Origin of the sequence: Rahnella bruchi (assembly GCF_003614975.1) — a bacterium.
GTDB classification, from domain to species: domain Bacteria; phylum Pseudomonadota; class Gammaproteobacteria; order Enterobacterales; family Enterobacteriaceae; genus Rahnella; species Rahnella bruchi.
The window spans coordinates 1-20832 of the sequence record NZ_QZWI01000023.1 but is presented as its reverse complement, the minus strand read 5'-3'; the positions used below and the strand labels follow the sequence as shown (position 1 = coordinate 20832).

The following is a 20832-nucleotide window of genomic DNA, read 5'->3' as shown; positions in this document are numbered from 1 at the left end:
TCATCAGAATGAATAAAGAACTCAACGAATTCGAACGTTTTGTTATTGAAAATAAAGGGACCGAGCGCCCTCATACCGGTGAATATAACGAACACTTTTCACCGGGCCGTTATGTCTGCAAAAGATGTTCTGCGCCGCTGTATTCTTCTGAACATAAATTCGAATCTCACTGCGGCTGGCCCGCTTTTGATGACGAAATCCCTGGCGCGGTAGAGCGTGTGCCTGACGCCGATGGCCGCAGAACTGAAATCGTCTGTGCCAACTGCAAGGCGCATCTGGGGCATGTCTTTGAGGGAGAATATCTAACCGAGAAGAATCTGCGTCACTGTGTGAATTCCGTTTCAATGGTTTTTGAAAGTGCCGACGAGCAAGGGAATTATCATAAAGCGGAGTGAACCGGTATAAAGCGGAATAAAAAAAGGGCCGCACAGGGGCAGCCCTTAAAAGGAAGAACTCCAACAATATAATAATGGCATGATGTTTAACCCTAAGGTCGCTCAATAAACATCATGCTGTCATTATAAAGGGATCTGATTTTCTTTCTATTTTCATTGCGTCTGTAAAAAGTAATTAGTTTGTAAGACGCCATGGTTATTACCATGTCTTCCCGATATTAAACTGGAATTGTTCCGCACTGTCGCCTTCATATTTTACCAGCGGTTGTGCATAAGAGAATACCAGCGGGCCGAGCGGTGATTGCCATTGCAACGCAATACCGCTGGAAACACGGATATGCATCGGATCACTGTAATCCGGAATACCAGCAGCTTCAGTGGCTGCTGTATTTTGCCATCTGGTGTCCCACATCGTACCGGAATCAACAAATAATGAAGTCCGCACCGAGCTGGTGTATTTCTCGCTGATAAACGGTGTCGGCACATACAATTCCGCACTGGCGATCGCCATCGCATTACCGCCCACCGCATCGGTGGATTTGCTCACCGGACAGGTGGAATACGAACTGTCTGCGCTGCTGCATTTGTAATACGCCGCTTTCGGCCCGATAGTGTTGGACGAGAAGCCGCGCACCGAGCTGGAACCGCCCGCATAGAAGTTATCGTAGAACGGCACGTCGTTGCTGCCGATGCCTGCCGCATAACCGGCTTTGGCACGGCCCATCAGCACCCAGTCTGATGTGTCACTCAGCGCAATGTAATGGTTAGCATCGAAGGTGATTTTGTAATAACTTTCGTCTGAACCCGGTATGGTCACCTTGGCAGCCAGGCTGGCGCGGGTGCCTGAAGACGGGAAGAAGCCACGGTTCAGGTCGTTATACGCCCAGCCGACGCTGGCGAAGAAATCGTTGGTGCGCAGTTCGGCATCGCTGTTGGTGGAGGTGGTCACCAGCCCCGGCTTGACGCCGCTGGCATTAAGATAACGCCAGACCGCCACCTGCGGCTCCATGTCAGTGAGCGTGCTGTGGACGTAATCCAGCCCCAGATTCAGCGTGTTGTTTTCGCTGACCGGCAGACCCAAATTCATGCCTGCACCGTAACTTTGCAGGTTATATGCCGCCAGATCGTCATCTTCCGCGTCGTAGTGGTTATAGAACACTTTGCCGCCAAGACTGACGCCATCAACCGTGTAATACGGGTTGGTTGCCGAGACTTCGACATAGGTCTGGTACGAGTTACGTGTACCGCTGAAACTGACCGTATTGCCGCTGCCAAGCCAGTTATCCTGCGTCACGCCCAGTTGATAACTGATGCCGCTGTCGGTGCCGTATCCCACGCCGATGTTGAAGGTGCCGGTGTTACGCTCTTTGACTTTGTAGATCACATCCACCTGATCGTTTGAGCCCGGCACCGGTTGCGTATCCACATCTATCGTTTCGAAATAGCCGGTGCGGTTGAGGCGATCTTTACCTTTCTGCACCAGATCGTTGCCCAGCCACGCGCCTTCCATCTGACGCATTTCGCGGCGCAGCACTTCATCTTTCGACGTGTCGTTACCTTCGAAGCGGATGTGGCGCACCGAATACCGGTTACCGGTATCCACGCTGATACGCAGTTTCACGCTTTTATCCGCGTCATTGATGTCGCTTTGTGTGGTGACGTGCGGATAAGCATAACCGTAGCGCCCCAACAGATTTTTAATATCACCTTCAACTTTGGTGATCTTCGCGCCGTTGTACAACTCCCCGGCAGGAATGGCGGCCAGCGCTTCGATTTCTGACGAATGCCCGGCCATGCTGCCGCTGACCACCACGCCGGAAATTTTATATTGCTCACCCTCACTCATATTCACGGTAATATAAATCCCTTTCTTATCTGGCGCTAAACTGACCTGCGTGGAATCGATATTAAAACGGGCATAACCGCGATCGAGATAAAAACTGCGCAGCGTTTCTAAATCGCCGGACAGTTTTTGTTTTTCATATTTCTTATCGTCAATCACATTCCACCACGGCACTTCATCGCGCAGCTGAAAATGGGCGATTAAATCGTCAGTGGCAAAGGCTTTATTACCCACGGTATTAATTTGCTGAATTTTCGCCGACATGCCTTCGGTAAAGACCAGTTTCACATCCACGCGGTTACGCGGCAGCGGCGTGACCACGGCTTTTACGCTGGCGCTGTATTTGCCGACGCTGTAATAGAAATCCTCCACTCCCTTCTCAATCGAGGAAATCGTGGTGCGGTCCAGCGCGTCTCCCACGCGGACACCAGAGGCTTCCAGGTTTTGCTGCAACATCTCATCTTTGATGGCTTTGTTACCCGAAAACGTGATGCTCGCAATCGTCGGGCGTTCTTTCACCTGCACAATCAGCGTGTTGCCATCTTCCAGTACGTTCACATCTTCAAAATTGCCGGTGGCGAACAGGGCACGGATCGTCTGGCTGATATCTTCATCCGATACCGAATCGCCCACGCGCACCGGAATGCTCAGCAACGCCGCACCGACAGTGACCCGCTGCAATCCTTCGACGTGAATGTCTTTGACGACAAACCCGCCCGCAGCGAAAACTGGAACGCTGCTGAACAGCAGCGACGCTAAGAGTAATTTTTTCATTGTCATGTGATACGTGCTCGCCGTTTTCCAACTAACAAAAATTCCTGTTAACAAAAGATTTTGCTATCAGAAGAAACAACCTCGCTAACAGACTGTGGGATATATCGGAGGTTCAGCGGCCAATATTTGATTTTCGGAAAATATGACAATGAATTACGGATTGCTTACGTTATTTTCGCAAGCCCTACAAGGTAGGTTTCTTTCATTATCCAAACAGTTGAGCATTAATAAAATTACCGGCGGAGTACATCTGTTACGTCGGATCATAATGTCACTTGTTTTGACTATGAGGTGATGTTACCCCTCTATTTTGGTAACCAAGTTCACTATGCCACTACATATACCGAGGGGAGGGTAAAGGGAGGAGCAGAGAACGCAAGGGCAGAATTAAAGTCGCTACTCCCCCTTCTTTTTAATGAAGGGGGAAGAAAGCCATTAGCTTAAATCAATATTTTTACTACCATAGAACCAGGTGAGAATAAACCCGGCGAGGTAAGCGATAAGGAGAGCCACTACATATACCGCCATACCAATGAAAATGCCCTGATGAGAGGTCATCAGCGGAATAGATACCAGACCAGACGGACCGAACACGGTATTTAGCCCTACCGGAACTCCAAGCCAGGCAGCCAGACCGATAAAGAAACCGCCTATGCCGCCGCCGATACAAGCGGTGATAAAAGGTTTCAGACGCGGCAATGTAACGCCATAAATCAGCGGTTCACCTATTCCCAGAAGCCCCGGGAAAATAGCACCTTTAATTTGAGTGCGCAGCACAGAGCCTTTGGGTGAGCGGACAAACAGCGCTAGTGCGGCCCCGACTTGCCCTGCACCGGCCATAGCAAGGATGGGAAACAGTGAGTTAAAGCCTTGAGCATCCATCAGCGCGAAGTAAACTGGCACAAAACCTTGATGGATACCGAAGACGACGGCAATCAGGAATACCCCGGCTAAAACGGCAGTGCCAAAAGGATTACCGTTAAGATGGATAAACAACCAAGACATGCCTTTGAAGAGTTCCCCCCCTATAGGCATGATCACGACGAAAGTTACCGCGCCGGTGATGAGTAATGTAATCGACGAAGTCAGGATCATATCCAGGTTATCAGGAATAACCCGACGTACCTGACGCTCAATCCACGCTCCGAAAATACACGCCAACAACACACCGATAATATTTCCGCGTGGATCAATGGTAAGGCTGAAGAAATTATCCATCCCGGCGTAGTAACCTACTGTCCCCTCAGGGACGTAGCGCAAGATAAACAGCGAAGCGATAATTGCACCGTTTACTCCCGTTCCTCCGAAGGCTTTCTGAGTATTAAAGCCAATCAGGATGCTAAGGAAGGTAAAGAGCCCAATGCTGAACACTTTCATGTAGGCGATAAGATGCAATAGCCAGGCAGAAGGGGCTACGTCCTCCACTATCATCGTCTGCTGAATCAGCGTTGCAATGCCCAGTAGCAGGCCAGCGGCGATAAAACCTGGGATTAGCGGGGTAAAAATAGTGGCAAACTTAGTCAGAAAGTTATGCACTGCGCTGTTTTGTTTCGCTTTCATCTGCTGTTTTTGTTGGCTGGCAACGGATTGTAAATCGGCATTGCTGTCCTGTTCAGCCGGTTCTCCGCCCGTCATCAGTAACTCTTTGTTCAGCAGTTCACTGGCCGTTTGGGCCTTACCAGGGCCGAGAATTATTTGCAGTTGGTCATCACCATTGACTACCCCCATCACCCCTGGGAGTTTTTTCAGGTTGTCATTTTCAACTAGATTTCGGTCCTTTAGCGTCAGTCTTAACCGCGTCATGCAGTTACCGCAAATTATGATGTTTTCACGCCCTCCGGTGAAGAGCAAAATTTGCTGTATTAGTGAGCTAGTAATTTTAGCCATGATTAACTCTTTACTCCCTGGAGCGCATTACGGATAAAGCCCTTATTTTTCTTCAATAATTCTGCAGACTCATCGGCAGACAGGCCGCTGATAATCATCAAAATTGCCGTTTTACAATGGCGATTGCACGCTTCAAGTGCGCTCTCTGCTTCTGACGGGCTACATTGTGTTGCTTCAACCACGATATTGATTTGGCGTTGGAAAAGTTTGGCATTGGTCGCCTCAACATCCACCATCAGGTTGCCATACACCTTGCCACTGCGGATCATAGCCCCGGTGGTAATCATATTGAGGAGGAGCTTTTGGGCTGTACCTGCTTTCATGCGCGATGAACCGGTAACTACTTCCGGCCCCACAATGGCTTCGATAGCAATATCTGCCGCCTGGCTCATTTCACTTCCCGGGTTACATGAGATAGAGGCAACCGTCGCGCCAACGCTTTTCGCATAGGACATGGCCCCCAAAACATAGGGTGTGCGCCCACTGGCCGCAATTCCCACCAGGATATCGCGGGCGCTGAAATTCAGGTTGCGTAGATCCTGTTCCCCCATTTCACGGCTGTCCTCTGCATTTTCTACCGCTTGCAAAATCGCTATCTGTCCTCCCGCGATCAAACCCACTACCTGCTCGCGCGGAGTGCCATAGGTCGGCGGACATTCGCTGGCATCGAGGATCCCCAAACGTCCGGAGGTTCCCGCACCGCTATAGATAAGTCTGCCACCCTGAGCGAAAGCCTCGACGACTTTATCTACTATTTTGGCTATCTGTGGCAGGGTAGCCTCTACTGCCACCGGCACTTGCTTATCTTCATGGTTGATAACAGTTAATACCTCCAGGGTCGGCAGTGTATCAATTGCCGCAGTCGCCGGGTTACGGCTTTCAGTCACCATCTTGCTTAAATTAATGTTCATCAGGACTTCCATTCGTTAAATATATCAATCAGGTTAGGGAATTATTTATTTTAATTATGTGATAATCATCACGATAAAATGTATTCTCGCTGTGTGTCTCACACAGAATAGAGCAGCGTTTTGAAAGCGCGGAAACATTATATTTGTGTTTTATTTCAAAACATTACGTTATTGGAATGATGTCCAATAGCAATGGAATAATCCGCCACTTAACTTGTGAGAATTTGTATGTCTGTCCTAAATGAGATCACCTGGCTACTGCCAGAATTAGCTGAAAACCAGAAGAAGATTGCCAGATACATTCTTAATTTTCCCGAAAAAGTACTGGATATGTCCTCCTCCTCCTTCGCTGAAGTGACCGGCGTAAGCCAGTCAGCAATAGTTAAATTCAGCCAGAAGATTGGTATGAAGGGATTTCCTGCGATGAAGCTCGCCCTCAGCCGGGAGCTATGCCGCAACAATCTTTACAAGAATAATCCCCATCATGCACTGCACAATGCTATCTCTCCGGAGGACTCGCTGATGCTAATGGCACAAAAACTGGCTCATGAAAAAACTGCCGCCATAGAAGAAACCACCCGCCGCATTAATTTCCCCATTTTACAAAGGGCCGTTGAGGCAATTAACGCGGCTCGCCGGGTACAAATCATCGGTATTTGGGGCTCAGGACTGACGGCGAAAGATCTGAGCTACAAACTACAGAAAATAGGTATTTTCAGTCTCTCAGAGGCCGATCTTCATGTCCAGATTGCTACTGCACTCACACTCACAGCGGAGGATGTACAAATTGTCATTTCGTTCAGTGGCACTAAAAAAGACATGCGCATTGCCGCCACGTCGGCCAAATCTAGGGGAGCTAAAGTGATTGTTATTACTGGTGATAAAGAGAACCCCCTCGCTAGGATAGCTGACTATGTACTGGAAAGTGTCTCTGAAGAGAACGAATGGCGTAGCTCTTCTATCTCTTCACGTACGGCACAAAATACGATCAGCGATTTAATTTTTCTGGCACTTATGCAACATCGTAAAGAGGTCGCTAAGCCGCTGGTATTGAATGCTCATCAGGCCATTAATAGGCTTAATGATTAACTGTGCCGCGAAAAGTGTGATCGCTAACTGTACTTCAGTGGCTAATTTTTGTTGAAAAGCACAATAATTATTCCAACCTAAGATTTAATATTCTTAATTTCAGCGCTGATCTGTGCGCCTTTTATGATATTAATTATGAAAAGAAAGGTATTTATTCCCCAAAACCCTTAAAGCACGAATAGAACAACTGTGATAACCATCACTTTATTAACCGCAGTGCCACGTAAAATCTGGCCAAAATAAATAGCGGAGATAGGAATGAAAAATTTATTACCCCTGTTGTTAGTACTTAGTAGTTACAGCCATGGAACAACACTGTCAGATATAGAATTAAAAAAACTTTGGCATTCACCTGAAGATAGCGCAAAAAACATTGTTAATAATATGTCATTTGATGAACAGTTAGGCCAAATGTTCATGATTGATATTCGTTCATGGCGTGAAAATAATAACGCAGATAAGAGCCCATTTACTGTCGCGAATAATTCTGTTAAAAAACTCATCAACGAGTTCCATCTTGGTTCCGTGATTTTATTTCGGGAAAACCTTATTAATACCCCTCAGACGGTAGAACTAATCAATGCGTTACAGGCGGCCCGCAGTAACCTACCGTTATTTATTAGTACTGACCAGGAAGGTGGTTATGTAACTCGCCTGCAAGTAGGGACTGAAATGCCAGGCAATATGGCATTAGGCGCCACTGGCTCGCAAAAACTCGCAGAGCAATCGGGTAAAATTCATGGTTATGAGCTTTCCAGCCTGGGGTTTAATTTTAACTTTGGCCCGGTAGTAGATGTTAATAATAATCAAAACAATCCTGTCATCGGGGTGCGAGCCTATTCTGACGATCCTCTTCTCGTCGGCAATAGTGCTAAAGCCTATATCGAAGGTATTCACCATTATCCGGTTTTGACCTCGCTTAAGCACTTCCCTGGCCATGGCAACGTGGCATCGGACACGCACTTTGCATTACCCACTGTCAATACCGATAAAGCCTCATGGCATAAAACCGAGCTCAAGCCCTTTGTCGACGTTATGCCCGTCGCCGACGCCATCATGACGGCACACGTTGTTGTACCGGCTTTGGATAATACTGAACTTACCAGTATCACCGGTGAGAAAATTGGTACCCCTGCGACGCTATCTAAACCCATACTGACCGATATCTTGCGTCATCAACTCCATTTCAAAGGCTTGATTCTGACGGATGCCATGGATATGGGCGCCATCAGCGGTAATTTTGATCGCCTGTGGTCAATTAAACAAGCCATTCTGGCAGGAAATGACATCGTTCTGATGCCACTTGAAATCAAGGATGACGCCAGTATTGAGCAGTTGGGTGCGGTCTACGCCTCGTTAAAAGAAGAAGCCCAGAAAAATCCGCAGCTCAGGAAACGGATCCACGAATCAGCTGAACGCATCGTGTTTACCAAACTGAATAAGCAAATCTCTGCCGCCCCTCATGATGCCGAGCATGCAGAAAAAATTGTCGGCTCTGAAATGCATAAATCGCTCGAAAATGCTATCTCGGCACAAGCTATCACACTGATTGTTAACAACCAGGTATTGCCGTTCCCGCTGAAAGCTGAGAACAACATACTGGTTTACTCCGATGAAAAGCCACGTAATCAGTTAATCAATAAACATTTGGCGCAGATTGGCAAAGAATTACACGTCATCATGAACGTTAGCGATGAGGTGGTTAATCTTGGGCAGGACCAACTCACAAAGAATGAAATTGAAAAACAAATTGCGGGTCAACAATTTATTATTCTTACCACTTACAATCTGAAAACCAACCCGGCTAACGCGCAGAGAATTATCGATGTCGCAAAAGAACATAAAATTCCACTGGTGGTTATCTCTTCCCGTAATCCGTATGACATCGCTTATTTAACCAACGTAGATGCCAATATTGCAATCTATGGCATCACGGGATTCGACGTGACCAATAATATTAGAAACAGCCTCGAGACAAATATTCGTAGCGGATTAAGAACACTGTTCATGGGGCCGGCAGGAAAAAGCACTGTGCTTGCTTCTCCCCAGGGTAAATTACCGGTAGAGATTAAAACACCCGATAATAGCCGATTACTTTATTCCCGTGGCCATGGATTAACATTCTGATTAAAAAAGGAGTTTTGGATAGTGAAAACTACAGCGAAATTAGTTCTGTGCAGCAGCTTTTTTTTTGCATGGACGGCTAACGCGGATGAGTTCGAAATTGATTACGACCAGGAAATCCTTAAGCTCAATCAACATATTCAGCAGTTAGAAAAGAATAATAAAGAAAAGTCTCAGCAGCAAACTTGGAACATTGAAGCCTATTTAGGTACCGAGCAGGAGATTGACAGCGACGACAACTGGAAGTTTTTGCAAGGCAGTATGGCGACTTCGCCTTACGCCGGTGCCTGGATTTATCAGGATGACTCCCTGTGGCTTTACGATGTACAGTTCCTGAAAACCTATATTGATAATAGCCAGGAGTATGACCGCACGCGTTGGCAGGCAGGGGTAACGCGCACCTTCCCTTTTACCATTAATGGCAAAAGCGGCAATACTAAGCTACGCGTCGGCTACCGTAACGATAACTGGCATTTTGCCTCTATCAATACTCCGGCGTTGGCGGCGCCGGAGTATAAAGGGGATATTCGTAAAGGGGAAGAACGTCACGAGATTTGGATTCGCCCGCAGGCGCTGTATCACTATTCTGATAGTCTCAGTTTTAACGTCAGCCTGTCATTTCGTCTGATTGACCGTAAATTAGACTATGCGCGTGCACAGGGTGAATATGGGGTATATAAACGCGATTGGAGCCAGATTAATGAGCATTTCGCTGGTGCTAATATCACCTTTAACTCAAAGAACTCACTGTGGCTGAACTATCTGTTTATCGATGAACAGCTGGTAAATACACTCTATAATAAGGAGCATTTCCTTTGGGCTACTTATCGTTATAAATTTGATGACGGATTCCTCCTTATGCCTTATACGCGTTTGGCGTTAACCCGTGGAACGCAAAGTTTCCGCAATTCAAATAATGAAGAGTTTACTTATAAAGAAAAAGACCGTAGCCGTTTTGGTTTCCAGTCTATTTATCCCTTTACCCAAAAAACCTCCATTTTCACCGATGTTTATTATCGCCCGGAGCGCACTTGGGCTAACGGTGAGCGTACCAGTAACAATTTTTGGTTCTGGGCTCTGGAGCTACGGCATAATTTCTAACCATCAGGAGATAGGGAATGCGACACGTTTTACTCGGTTTGCTCTTACTGATCACGATGGTGAACTCTGCTAACGCAGGGAGTGATATTCAATTAGGCGTTGATCGGGACAACATATATGGACCGCTGTTGTTTAATAAACGGGTAGGGTTGATGGTTAACCAAAGTTCGCTCAATAAAGACAGGTTACACACCATAGATAAATTGTTAAGCGAGCAGGAAAAATATCACTTCAAGGTCACCACGTTATATTCCGTTGAACATGGCATTCGCGGCAATGCCGATACTGGCCTCGGCGATGATGATCATAAGGATGTGAAAACCGGGCTACCGATTATTTCGCTATATGGAAAGGATGCCGATGGGCGCTCGCGGGCTCACCCAACGGCGGAACAGTTAGCGGATGTCGATATTGTCATTTACGACCTGCAGGACGTCGGTGTACGGTTTTACACTTACACGATCTCGATGCACCACATGCTGGAAAGTCTGCAGTTGCACCATAAGCAATTTATGGTTTTCGACAGGCCAAATCCGCTGGGCCAATATGTTTACGGACCGATTCTGGAAGCGAACAATATCTCTGGCATCGGGATACATCCGATCCCCATGGTGCACGGTCTGACCTCAGGTGAGTTCGCCCGCATGATTGTGGGCGAAGGCTGGCTTACGCAGTTTGCCGATATTCATAGTGCCGCCTATGGCGATAGCAACTGGCGGTTTACACCCCAGGACGTAAAGGTGATTGAGATGAGTGGCTACAAGCATGACATGCCCTATTCGCTGCCGGTCTGGCCTTCGCCGAATCTTCGCAGCGACCTGGCTGTGCAACTCTACCCGTCATTAGGGCTATTTGAAGCAACCAGTTTGAATAGCGGCAGAGGATCCGATTATCCATTTGAGCAACTGGGATTCCCCGATCGTCAGTTTTATATCAACACATGTTATCATGTTGATATAAAACAGAAAAAACTTGGCTGGCCTCAGGCGGGAAAAGAAGTCTGCGGCGAGCGGTTTAACGCCCAGGAGCTCACGTCTATCAGGCCGAGTATTTACAATTTTGTCGACTGGTGGCAGCGCTTTAATAAGGCGGGTTACAGTATGGTTGCTAACCCAACGCAAGAAGAAAACTATTTAGACTACCAGGATTCGATATTCCTGCTGCGTCCCACCTGGCTTGCTAAACTGACCGGCACCAGCAAATTGCCGGAGCTTCTGCAGCAGGCTGACCTGCAGGGCCTGAACGTGGATGATACGGTAAAAATGGTTGAAACCCATTGGCAGCCGGGTATCGACAGGTATCTCAAACTAAGAGAAAAATATCGGTTCTACGAATAAGTTACCGGCTCTCAAGGGTAGCGGCAGTATCGTTACCCTTTATTATTAACGACACTATCAGATCCTGCCACGGCGTACTCTTATCAAGGGCAAATACCAACCCTGACTGATTTTCAGGTCAAACCAATAGGCCATCACATATAATTTCAACGATATTGATGATCTGTATTTCTCATCACCCCTTTCTTTTTGCATGTAAATTACTTTCAGACTTGCACGATAAAATATCGGGCACTTCAATAGATAATTTTATTCGCATTTCCAGGAGGAGATTAGCTCTGTGGCCTTCGAAAAGGCCTCATCGTGAGGACAGAATATATCTACCGAAACGGTGGCACTCAAATTTTTCAGCACAAACTCCTCTCCCCTACCTTACGGCTCCTGTTTTCATCGGCCCTCGCCCTTCAGTCAAAACCCAGTGTCCCCGGCCTTCCTATCAAATACCCTTGAAAACCGTTGATGCCCAACACTTTGAGTGCCTCAAGCTTTGCCTGCGTATCGACGCCTTCGGCAATGCAAATTGTTTGGCTAAGACTACAGAAATAAATCAGCGACCGGATAAAGTATTCATGATAGGTGTTATACTGAAAAGTATCGATAATGCTTTTGTCTATCTTAAACCCGTCGAGCGGAATATTTTTCATCGGAAAGAAAACGCTGGTTTCCCCAAAACAGTCATCCAGATAGACCCGGCACCCACTGTCTCTGAGCAGGGTAATTGCCCGCGCGCCTTGTGAAAGTTCCGTAAGAGTCGTACGCTCATTAATCTCAAATACTAGGCGTGACATCAAAGTTTTGTCCACTAAATGATACCGTACCTGCCTCATAATATGCTCAACCCACTCCGTGTAGAGTAGGCAATCCGGTAGGTTGACCGCAAAGGTAATACTCCCTGGAACGTGCAGGATAGTATTAATCGCCGAATGTATCATCATTTCCGTGAGTTGCTGCCATAGCCGGGTAGAATGAAAGTTTGCCATAAACGCCGCCGGTGAAAGAATGTCTTCCCCTATCTGCCAGCGCATCAGCAATTCATAACCCAGAATATATTTATCGCTGTTCACGACGGGTTGATAATATGGAAAAATATCCCCACTCGCTAACGCGTCAAAGGCCGCCGCCTCGCTGACTAAGGGATGCATAGGGACTTTTTTCTTGAATGAATGAGTCCTGCAAAGGCTCGCCCTTCTCTGCCTGGCAACTGCGCGAGTTTTCTCAGACCCGAGATCTTATGGTGATGAAAATTTTTGCTTTTCATCTCTATGCTCCTTGTTTCTGGGTGTGCATGAGAAAAAAAACCTGACAACATTTTGATTTCAAAATATGTTAATCCAACATAACGGCTTTGTACCTCCACATTATCAACATGCCTCTCAAGCATGACCGCAGCCGCGTGAGGGCCTGCATACGGTATTTTCGAGCAAAGATCAGACAGTGGACTTTTTGCAAGTATCCACCGGCATTTAGCGAGAGCAATCCGTTTTTGCAAATTAAGGCGAAGCGTGTGATAAATAAAATCCGGTGGCCAGTTGGTTAATACGGTGACCGTACTGCTTAACGGCAGGTTATTGACAAGCACGACAAGCGTCATCAGTTCAGCAAGCATACTCTCGAGCACTGTCGACAGATGCACGACATAATGGTGATGAGGAATAACGCGCTTTTCATGAGTCATCGTGTGGGTGTCGTTAGATAAATAGTAAGCGGAGAAGAGGTCAATCATGTAAGGGCGGCCGATACATCTAACCCCGTGACACAGTTGCAACAATCCCAGTGACACGTAGGAACACGATGAAATCACCGAGATCTCATGAAAATAAGGTGCAAAACTTCCTCGTGGCACAATCGTGGGGGTGCAAGTTTTATCCATCATAACGCTCCTCAGTAGTGGGATATACTCTGATGTATTGGACTTATTCACTCACTAGTACTTGTGCATTCTTTACCGGTACTCTATGTATTCGTCTTCCTTACGTTAATATGATAATGGACGGCCCAGCGGGCCGCCCGCGCGGTTAACTAACCCTCAATATCCCCGGTCTCATGCCCGTTGCCCTTTCCTCACCACTGGTATCCGACCCCAACTGAAGCGCCAAAGTCGCTTTGAGTATTCCCGCTACCGCTAATTTTCATTATCCACTTGCCACTCTCAGATGTTTTAGAGACGCCGACCGATATTGCCGACTGGCCGTTATACGTAGAAGCCGACGCGCCTATCAGGCTTGAATCAGGCAAGTATGCTTGGGGGATTCCCGACATCGCCATTGCCGACGCAATGCCGCCGGTCAGCTTATCATCCAGGTCATTAATCTTATTATTGACGCTCTTATCCAAACTCTGGAATGCGTCATTGACCTGCCCCACGTTCGCAGCATCGGTTCTGGACGTACCCGCCGCGACGTTGGCTATCTGGCGCTCATGACCTGCACTGCCAACGGAAACGCTGTTGTCCCTTTCCGCCACGGAGCCATACCCCAACGCCACTGAATGTGAACCACTGGCGACGCTACCCACACCTAACGCCACGGCCTGTGAGCCCGTGGCACTACTGCCCTGCCCCGCCGCCAGCGTGCTTGCTCCCGAGGCCGTCGCCCCCTGACCGACCGCAGTGGCATTTGCGGCGGTCGCTTTGGCTTCACTTCCGCTGGCGCTGCTGTTTGTACCTATTGCCTGCGCGCCTGCACCGTTAGCTGTGCTGAAGTCGCCCGAAGCCACCGCTCCCGCACCGACCGCTAATCCGTTCTTTCCCGTCGCCTTCGCTACGCCCAAACCGGTATCATCACGGCTGCTGATATTACCGGCTACACCCTGAAGTTGCCCCACCGTAGCCGCATCATTGGCAGCGATACCATCAGCCACGCCGCCCAGCGTTCGGTTACCCTGTGTACCCGCTATCGACACAGTTGCCCCCGCCTTACTAGCACCGATAGTGATACTGTTATCCTCACTGTTTTGTTTGACTAGATTACTCTCGGTTGCATTGTTGACAATGGTGGTCAGACCAGAAATGTCGGTAGTATTTTTAGACACCTGGTCAGCCACTGCATATAATTGGCTGCCGTTGACGGCATCAGTGGAGTCTGCAGTCAACTGCCCCTGAGCCAGATTGGTTAGCGTCTGTGCCGCACCCGGCGCTGAGGCTGTTCCATCGGCGGCGGTTAAGGTCGCGACGTTAGTCGTACCGGTTCTCTGCACAACGCCGTTGGTGCCCGACGCCACGCTGTTGCTCAGGCTCGTTAGACTTCTGTCTACGCCGCCAAAGGCATCACCAATGTTCCCGTAGCTGCTCCCCTGAATAGAGTAGCTCGGCGCAGTCCAGGCGCCGGTGCTGCTGTTGTAGGCTGCCCCGCCGCCCAGCGCGCCGGCGGTACTGGTACCCAGGTTGGCTAAGTTCGTGGTATTCGTGCCCACATTGGTATTGGTGGCAAACAGCTGGCTGCCGTTCACCGCGTCGGTGGAGTCTGCCGCCAGATTACCGGCCGCCAGGTTGCTCAGCGTCTGCGCCTCCCCCGGTGCGACGGCGGTACCGTTGGCGGCGGTGAGCACCGCTTTATTTGCCGTATCGGTACGCTGCACCACGCCGGTGGTTCCCTCTGAAATGCTGCCGGTTAACGCCGTCAGGCTGCCGTCTACGCCGCCAAAGGCATCACCAATGTTGCTGTAGTTGCTCCCCTGCACGGTGTAGCTCGGCGCGGTCCACGCGCCGGTGCTGCTGTTGTAAGCCGCTCCCCCGCCCAGCGAGCTGGCGGTGCTGGTACCCAGGTTAGCCAGATTAGTGGCACTGGTTGCCACGTTAGCATTGGTGGCAAACAGCTGGCTGCCGTTGACCGCGTCGGTGGATCCCGCCGCCAGATTACCGGCCGCCAGGTTGCTCAGCGTCTGCGTCTCCCCGGGTGCGACGGCGGTACCGTTGGCCGCGGTCAGGACGGTTTTATTCGCCGTATCGGTACGCTGCACCACGCCGGTGGTTCCCTCTGAAATGCTGCCGGTTAACGCCGTCAGGCTGCCGTCAACGCCGCCAAAGGCATCACCGATGTTGCTGTAGTTGCTTCCCTGCACGGTGTAGCTCGGCGCGGTCCACGCACCGGTCGTGCTGTTGTAGGCTGCCCCGCCGCCCAGTGCGCTGGCGGTACTGGTGCCTAGGTTGGCTAAGTTCGTGGTATTCGTGCCCACATTGGTATTGGTGGCAAACAGCTGACTGCCGTTTACCGCGTCGGTGGAGTCTGCCGCCAGATTGCCCGCCGTCAGATTGCTCAGCGTCTGCGTCTCTCCGGGGGCGGCGGCGGTGCCGTTGGCCGCTGTCAGGACGGTTTTATTCGCCGTATCGGTACGCTGCACCACGCCGGTGGTTCCCTCTGAAATGCTGCTGGTTAACGCCGTCAGGCTGCCGTCTACGCCGCCAAAGGCATCACCGATGTTGCTGTAGTTGCTCCCCTGCACGGTGTAGCTCGGGGCGGTCCACGAACCGGTCGTGCTGTTGTAGGCTGCCCCGCCACCCAGTGCGTTAGCCGTACTGGTGCCTAGATTGGCTAAGTTCGTGGCATTCGTACCCACTTTGGTATTGGTGGTAAACAGCTGACTGCCGTTTACCGCGTCGGTGGAGTCTGCCGCCAGATTGCCTGCCGCCAAATTGGTCAGCTTCTGCGCCGTACCCGGCGTTGTCGCGGAGCCTCCAGTGGCGGTCATTGTCGCCACGTTACTGGTGGCAGTGCGCTGCACCAGACCAGTATTGCCGCCGTTTAGTGCCGTCAGCCCGCTGTCTACTTTTGTCAATGCACTGCCGACGTCACTGAAAGTTGTGCCCTGAATAGAATAGCTCGGGGCAGTCCAAGCACCAGTCGTGCTGTTATAAGCCGCACCGCCACCCAGCGCACTGGCGGTACTGGAACCCAGCGCATTTGTATTGCTGTTTAGCCCGGTAGTTACCTGGTAAAGCTGTGACCCGTTCACGGCATCAGTCGAAGTACTGGATAACTGTCCATCAGCGACTCCCTGTATCTGCCGGTTACCAATAGCCACCACACCATTAGTGGGAGCCTGTATTACTGAGAGGGTTTTGCCACTGATAAATGAGTTTGCCACAGTATTTGCGGTGGTAGCAGATACGGCAGAGGCCGTCGAGTTGCTGCCGAGAGCAACGCTGTTCGCTAGCGTCGATGAAGCACCATTCCCGAGGGCTAACGCATTAGTTGCGGCCGCACTAGTATCACGCCCAATAGCGGTAGCGCCTGACGCAGTGGCTGAAGCCATATATCCCACAGCAGTAGCTGCTTGACCTGATGCAATTGCTGCTGCGGCACTACCTATTGCTATCGAGCCGGGTCCAGAAGAACTAGCATTCCCGGTAGATGACTGTATGGAAATCACTTTATAAGCCCCATCACTTAATGTGGCTTCAGCAAAAGCGTTCCCGCAACCACAGAGCGAAAGTAGGACAACCTCACTAATTAACAGACTAAATTTATTTTTTTTCTGTGCGAAAGTTGGGGGTAACTTTACCCAATGCAGCGGTGTTGTTTTTTTTGATATAGACATAGTAAATTTACCCTTAGTATAAGAGCACAATTAATAAGATTAGAAACGCTTATTAATAACTAAATTTTTAATTACTTGAGTGCAATATAAATACTGCGCCTCACACCCATAATATACCCACCTCCCATCCATGGCGCACCGTATAGGGATAGATTTACACCTTCGGGGCTAACATCTATCAAATACCCAGTTGAACTCTTAAAAATAAACTTACCTTTTTGTAAGAGTAGCAACTGATAATGGTGACTCATCTCTTCCTGATTATATTTCCTGACGGTAGTTAAAAAACTTGCAGCGGATTGGGAAAATAAACGATTGATTTTCTGGTTATACATCTCCATTGATTGCGCCTTTTTCTCTGGTAGGTCCGCCGCGATTTTCCCATACAACTCAGTCGTGGCTCTTGCGACAGCAACCCTGAATGGCATCAGGTTGATAACAGCCTCTTCGTTAGCCTCCATTGCAGGCTGTCCATTGGCATCCTTTTTCTGACTCACATACTGGTTTACGTCAGGGATAGCCTCAATTGACCCAATCATGTAGGCTGCACATGCAACTTGATAGGGAACTACGTCTTCATCTTGCATAAGTTGCGTGAAAGCGTCTGCTTTCTCATTATTTTTTTGAATCAGACCTGCCTGGTTGATTTCACCTCTAAGTGCCGCTGGTTTAATTTCCCCATAAGCAACCCGACAAACCTGATTGAGTACATTTTCACGGTTGCCTCTATTTATTTCAGGTATCTTACCAGCTATTACGTTCATAATAATTGGCATGGCATTAATACTAACTGAGGTCGTGGATGTAGTACTAGCTTCTGCATACTGATCACTGTCACATCCTATTAATAGCGTAGTCATGAGAGCGGCAGAAAGTATAAATTTCTCGGGCATCATAGTAGAGCCTTAATTTTTTAGAGGTGAAAATCAGTCAGGCAAGCATCATTGAAACGCATGCGTAATAAAAAACTGGCAAAAATTTTGTGATTTATGGTGATCATGCTTTGAATAACTTTCATTCACTCTTTCGCGAACACAAAAAGAGAACAGGTTATGCAGTGGCAATTGAACTGAGATTTCATCAAAATTTAAAGTTTTTATTCTCATACGTATCCCTCCCTGATTAGCCAGGGGTAAAGGAGAATTATAAGTAATACAATATTGTGTAAAAAATAAAAGAAATATATTTAAGTAAAGAAAGGTAAGTTCAATGACGTAAAATATAGTAAAAATGAAACAAAAAATAAACATATATATATTGCATTGATTAAAAACGCGACAATGCACTTAAAAATAAGACGATTCTCATCGATTGAACTAAAAATACACAAAACACCCACAAAAAACAGCACAAATAACTACAAAACAACAATCCTTTAGATCAATAGATCGTATAAACAAAAATAACAACATAAAGATCTAAATGAAGCGATATCTGGTTAGTTTATCGCTCTAAAATCAATAGAAGCGCGATTGCAAGCATCCCGCATAACCGGCCCATTCACTTTTAGAGATCTTCCGACATACTGATTACGTCACCTGAGGAGATCGTTAAGCGTAAGATCCGAATCACCGAGCACCAGAACATCGCCGTCGTGAAATCAGACGAAGCGGGCAAGACCGTCAAAGATGTGTGTCGCGAGGCCGCTATTTCTGAAGCCAGCTATTACAACTGGAAGGCGAAATATGGCGGGGTGGAAGCGGCTGATATCAAAAAATCAAAGATCTGGAGGACGAAAATCGTAGTCTGAAGCAGATGTTTATAGACCTGAGTCTGGAATGCCGGACGTTGAAAGACGTCACCGAATAAAAGTTTTAAAACCAGCGATAAAGCGTGAGCTCGTCGACTATCTGACCACGCAATTTACGATGAGCATACGCCAGGCATACAGGACGTTATCGCTGAGCAGGACAGTGTTTCGTTAATAACTGGATACGTGACGTGATGAACCGGTGATCCCAAGGCTGACTGAGGCAGCTGAACGCTATCCTCGCTACGCATTTTAGAAGCTTTTTCAGGTGCTTCGCAGGCAGGGGCACGTCTGGAATCACAAGCGGGTACACCGAATTTACTGTCTGTTAAAACTTAATTTTCGTCGTAAGGGTAAACAACGCCTGCCGGTGCGCAATCCGGCTCCGCTTGCAACGCCGGAAGCTCTCAATCAGAGTTGGTCCATCGATTCTATGCACAACGCGCTGACATGTGGCCGACGTTTTCGGACTTTCAATGTCGTCGATGATTTTAACCGTGAAGCTCTGGCTATCGAAATTGCCCTGAATATCCCGGCACAACGGGTCGTGCGGGTGCTGGACAGGATAGTGGCAAACCGTGGATATCCGCTGAAAATACGGATGGATAACGGACCACCGTCTGAGTCAACTATTTTACACGCAGGGATACTGCCATCTAATACAAAGACGATAGTTCATTTTAATATCCGATACTGCCCACATTTCCTTTCGGCTTATAAATATGCTTACCATGACATACAAGGGTCCGAAATGGCCCGACAGGACTTAACACAGCATTTTTGGGAAACCATGGACGTTGTGCATTATCGTCTGGTCGCGATGCGCCTTACGGCCCGTTGAATAACGTCCCATGGCATATTCCATAATATCCTTTGTAATCAATATTCTGCTTTACAATTGCATGCGCCACTCTGGCGACTTTTGTTGCCACAGCCGTCATGGCTTTTCTTTTCTGATCAGGCTTGTCTCCATTATCCCGAAGATAGCGTTCATATTTGTACCGGAAACTGTTTTCCCTCGTTCTTACTGCTACTGTGGCGGCAAGCCAGAAGGAATATCTTAACCGCGCATTTCCACGTTTTGATACTCTGTAACCACTGTGCTTTTGCCCGCTCTGAATGGCGGAGAGATTAAAACCACAATAGTTGAGGTACTGCCGATAATGAGCGAAACGTGTCAAATTGCCACTTTCAACAATAACCATAAGGGCAATGACAGGTCCAATCCCCGGGATCGTACGTAAATGCTGGTAGTCACTTCGTTCCTGCAAATATTTTTCTGCTTGTTTCTCAAGTTGTAATCGTTGGGCCGAAAGTTCGATATATCGATGAAGCTGTAATCTGAACGTGGCCACTGCCAGAGAATCATCTGGCAACGGTAATGCAATGGAATTCGTAGCAACATCATAGAGATGTTCAAGAAACTGCTGTTTATACTGTTTCTGCCCAACAACATCCCATGACTGTTTTAAAAACACATCCCGGGTAAGTGACGTGATACAAGACGGTGTAGGGAATTGAAGTAAAAACTGGCAGAACCACTCTGCCCGGCCATATGCAGAAACTGCTCAGCGTCGGTAAAATATAGGGTCAGATAGTGGTTAACCAGGCTGTTCAGACATCGTGTTCGTGCCAGAGTACCCTGTTGGTATGTGTTTGATATCTCCTGTATATCGATAATGCCATTCGCCAGAGGATCATAAAATGGTGAAGATAATCCTTGTTCGAGCAAATACATAATGACACTGGCATCTTTGCGATCATTTTTATCCCAGGTCTTAAAACAGCATCTCACGAGCTCGCGCACATCTGACAGAGGAAACAAGATGGCACTGAACTCCCTGCTTATGTAACCACCATGCGATGTTACGGTGATAATCAGCTGTAGGTTCAAATGCAGCGATAATATCTTCATGGGGTGAAGCGGTGAGCGCAAGCAGTGGGTTGAACCCTTCCAGGGTATTTTCAATACGCAGGTAGGATGTTCGTCCATCCGGGTGCCGAATTTTTGATCCTACCCACATAATGTGGACACGGCCCTAAGCGAGGTTCTGGTTTTCAAACTGTTGCGGGCTGAGGCCACCAC

At 48.2% G+C, this 20832-nt stretch carries 11 protein-coding genes and 5 pseudogenes; 6 read left to right on the top strand and 10 right to left on the bottom strand.

Translation table 11 applies throughout. The features are described 5' to 3' along the window. Nucleotides 1-8: 8 nt before the first annotated feature. Nucleotides 9-395 (top strand): methionine-R-sulfoxide reductase, encoded by a 387-nt coding sequence (locus D5398_RS23740; RefSeq protein ID WP_120134389.1) that lies wholly within the window; start codon nucleotides 9-11, stop codon nucleotides 393-395. Between the two features lie 199 nt (nucleotides 396-594). On the opposite strand, the gene bamA is transcribed toward D5398_RS23740, so the two are convergent. The 3 genes from bamA to murQ all read right to left on the bottom strand — a co-directional run bounded on the left by bamA (nucleotide 595) and on the right by murQ (nucleotide 5810). Beyond that, nucleotides 595-3018 carry an outer membrane protein assembly factor BamA gene (bamA, locus tag D5398_RS23735; RefSeq protein ID WP_120509822.1) on the bottom strand — a complete coding sequence of 808 codons (2424 nt, stop codon included), beginning with the start codon at nucleotides 3016-3018 and terminating at the stop codon, nucleotides 595-597. Nucleotides 3019-3447: 429 nt separating this feature from the next. After that, nucleotides 3448-4899 (bottom strand): PTS N-acetylmuramic acid transporter subunit IIBC, encoded by a 1452-nt coding sequence (gene murP, locus D5398_RS23730; RefSeq protein ID WP_120509821.1) that lies wholly within the window; start codon nucleotides 4897-4899, stop codon nucleotides 3448-3450. A gap of 2 nt (nucleotides 4900-4901) precedes the next feature. Beyond that, nucleotides 4902-5810 carry an N-acetylmuramic acid 6-phosphate etherase gene (gene murQ / locus D5398_RS23725; protein ID WP_120509820.1) on the bottom strand — a complete coding sequence of 303 codons (909 nt, stop codon included), beginning with the start codon at nucleotides 5808-5810 and terminating at the stop codon, nucleotides 4902-4904. Nucleotides 5811-6038: 228 nt separating this feature from the next. On the opposite strand from murQ, the gene D5398_RS23720 reads away from it, so the two are divergent. The 4 genes from D5398_RS23720 (at nucleotide 6039) to D5398_RS23705 (ending at nucleotide 11461) form a co-directional block, all read left to right on the top strand. Continuing rightward, nucleotides 6039-6899 carry an SIS domain-containing protein gene (locus D5398_RS23720; RefSeq protein ID WP_120509819.1) on the top strand — a complete coding sequence of 287 codons (861 nt, stop codon included), beginning with the start codon at nucleotides 6039-6041 and terminating at the stop codon, nucleotides 6897-6899. A 258-nt stretch (nucleotides 6900-7157) separates the two neighbouring features. Next, nucleotides 7158-9026 carry a glycoside hydrolase family 3 protein gene (locus D5398_RS23715; RefSeq protein WP_120509818.1) on the top strand — a complete coding sequence of 623 codons (1869 nt, stop codon included), beginning with the start codon at nucleotides 7158-7160 and terminating at the stop codon, nucleotides 9024-9026. 21 nt (nucleotides 9027-9047) lie between these two features. Beyond that, the gene (locus tag D5398_RS23710; RefSeq protein WP_120509817.1) at nucleotides 9048-10124 is read left to right on the top strand and encodes a hypothetical protein; all 1077 of its coding nucleotides are present in this window, start codon (nucleotides 9048-9050) and stop codon (nucleotides 10122-10124) included. Between the two features lie 56 nt (nucleotides 10125-10180). Further along, a complete protein-coding gene (locus tag D5398_RS23705; protein WP_244216834.1) occupies nucleotides 10181-11461 on the top strand; it encodes an exo-beta-N-acetylmuramidase NamZ family protein in 1281 nt (426 codons plus the stop codon). Between the two features lie 404 nt (nucleotides 11462-11865). Here the strand turns inward: D5398_RS23705 and D5398_RS23700 are convergent, their stop codons facing one another. The 6 genes and pseudogenes from D5398_RS23700 to D5398_RS23685 form a co-directional block, all read right to left on the bottom strand. Then, entirely contained in the window at nucleotides 11866-12603 is a 738-nt protein-coding gene (locus D5398_RS23700; protein WP_120509815.1) for an EAL domain-containing protein, read from the bottom strand. After that, nucleotides 12591-13334, bottom strand: coding sequence for a hypothetical protein (locus tag D5398_RS23695; protein ID WP_162940836.1), 744 nt, complete (start codon nucleotides 13332-13334; stop codon nucleotides 12591-12593). The genes D5398_RS23700 and D5398_RS23695 overlap by 13 nt, the downstream gene beginning before the upstream one ends. Before the next feature lie 188 nt (nucleotides 13335-13522). Further along, nucleotides 13523-14899: pseudogene (locus D5398_RS25920) on the bottom strand (YadA family autotransporter adhesin); the annotation flags it as partial. Nucleotides 14900-15220: 321 nt separating this feature from the next. Beyond that, a pseudogene (locus D5398_RS25915) lies at nucleotides 15221-15334 on the bottom strand (hypothetical protein); the annotation flags it as partial. Between the two features lie 267 nt (nucleotides 15335-15601). Next, a pseudogene (locus D5398_RS25910) lies at nucleotides 15602-16996 on the bottom strand (hypothetical protein); the annotation flags it as partial. Nucleotides 16997-17067: 71 nt separating this feature from the next. After that, a complete protein-coding gene (locus D5398_RS23685) occupies nucleotides 17068-17892 on the bottom strand; it encodes a hypothetical protein (RefSeq protein ID WP_120509812.1) in 825 nt (274 codons plus the stop codon). A 650-nt stretch (nucleotides 17893-18542) separates the two neighbouring features. Here D5398_RS23685 and D5398_RS23680 point away from each other — a divergent pair. Then, nucleotides 18543-19362, top strand: a pseudogene (locus D5398_RS23680) (transposase); the annotation flags it as partial. Between the two features lie 211 nt (nucleotides 19363-19573). On the opposite strand, the pseudogene D5398_RS23675 reads toward D5398_RS23680, so the two are convergent. Then, nucleotides 19574-20758: pseudogene (locus tag D5398_RS23675) on the bottom strand (IS110 family RNA-guided transposase); the annotation flags it as partial. Nucleotides 20759-20832 lie beyond the last annotated feature (74 nt).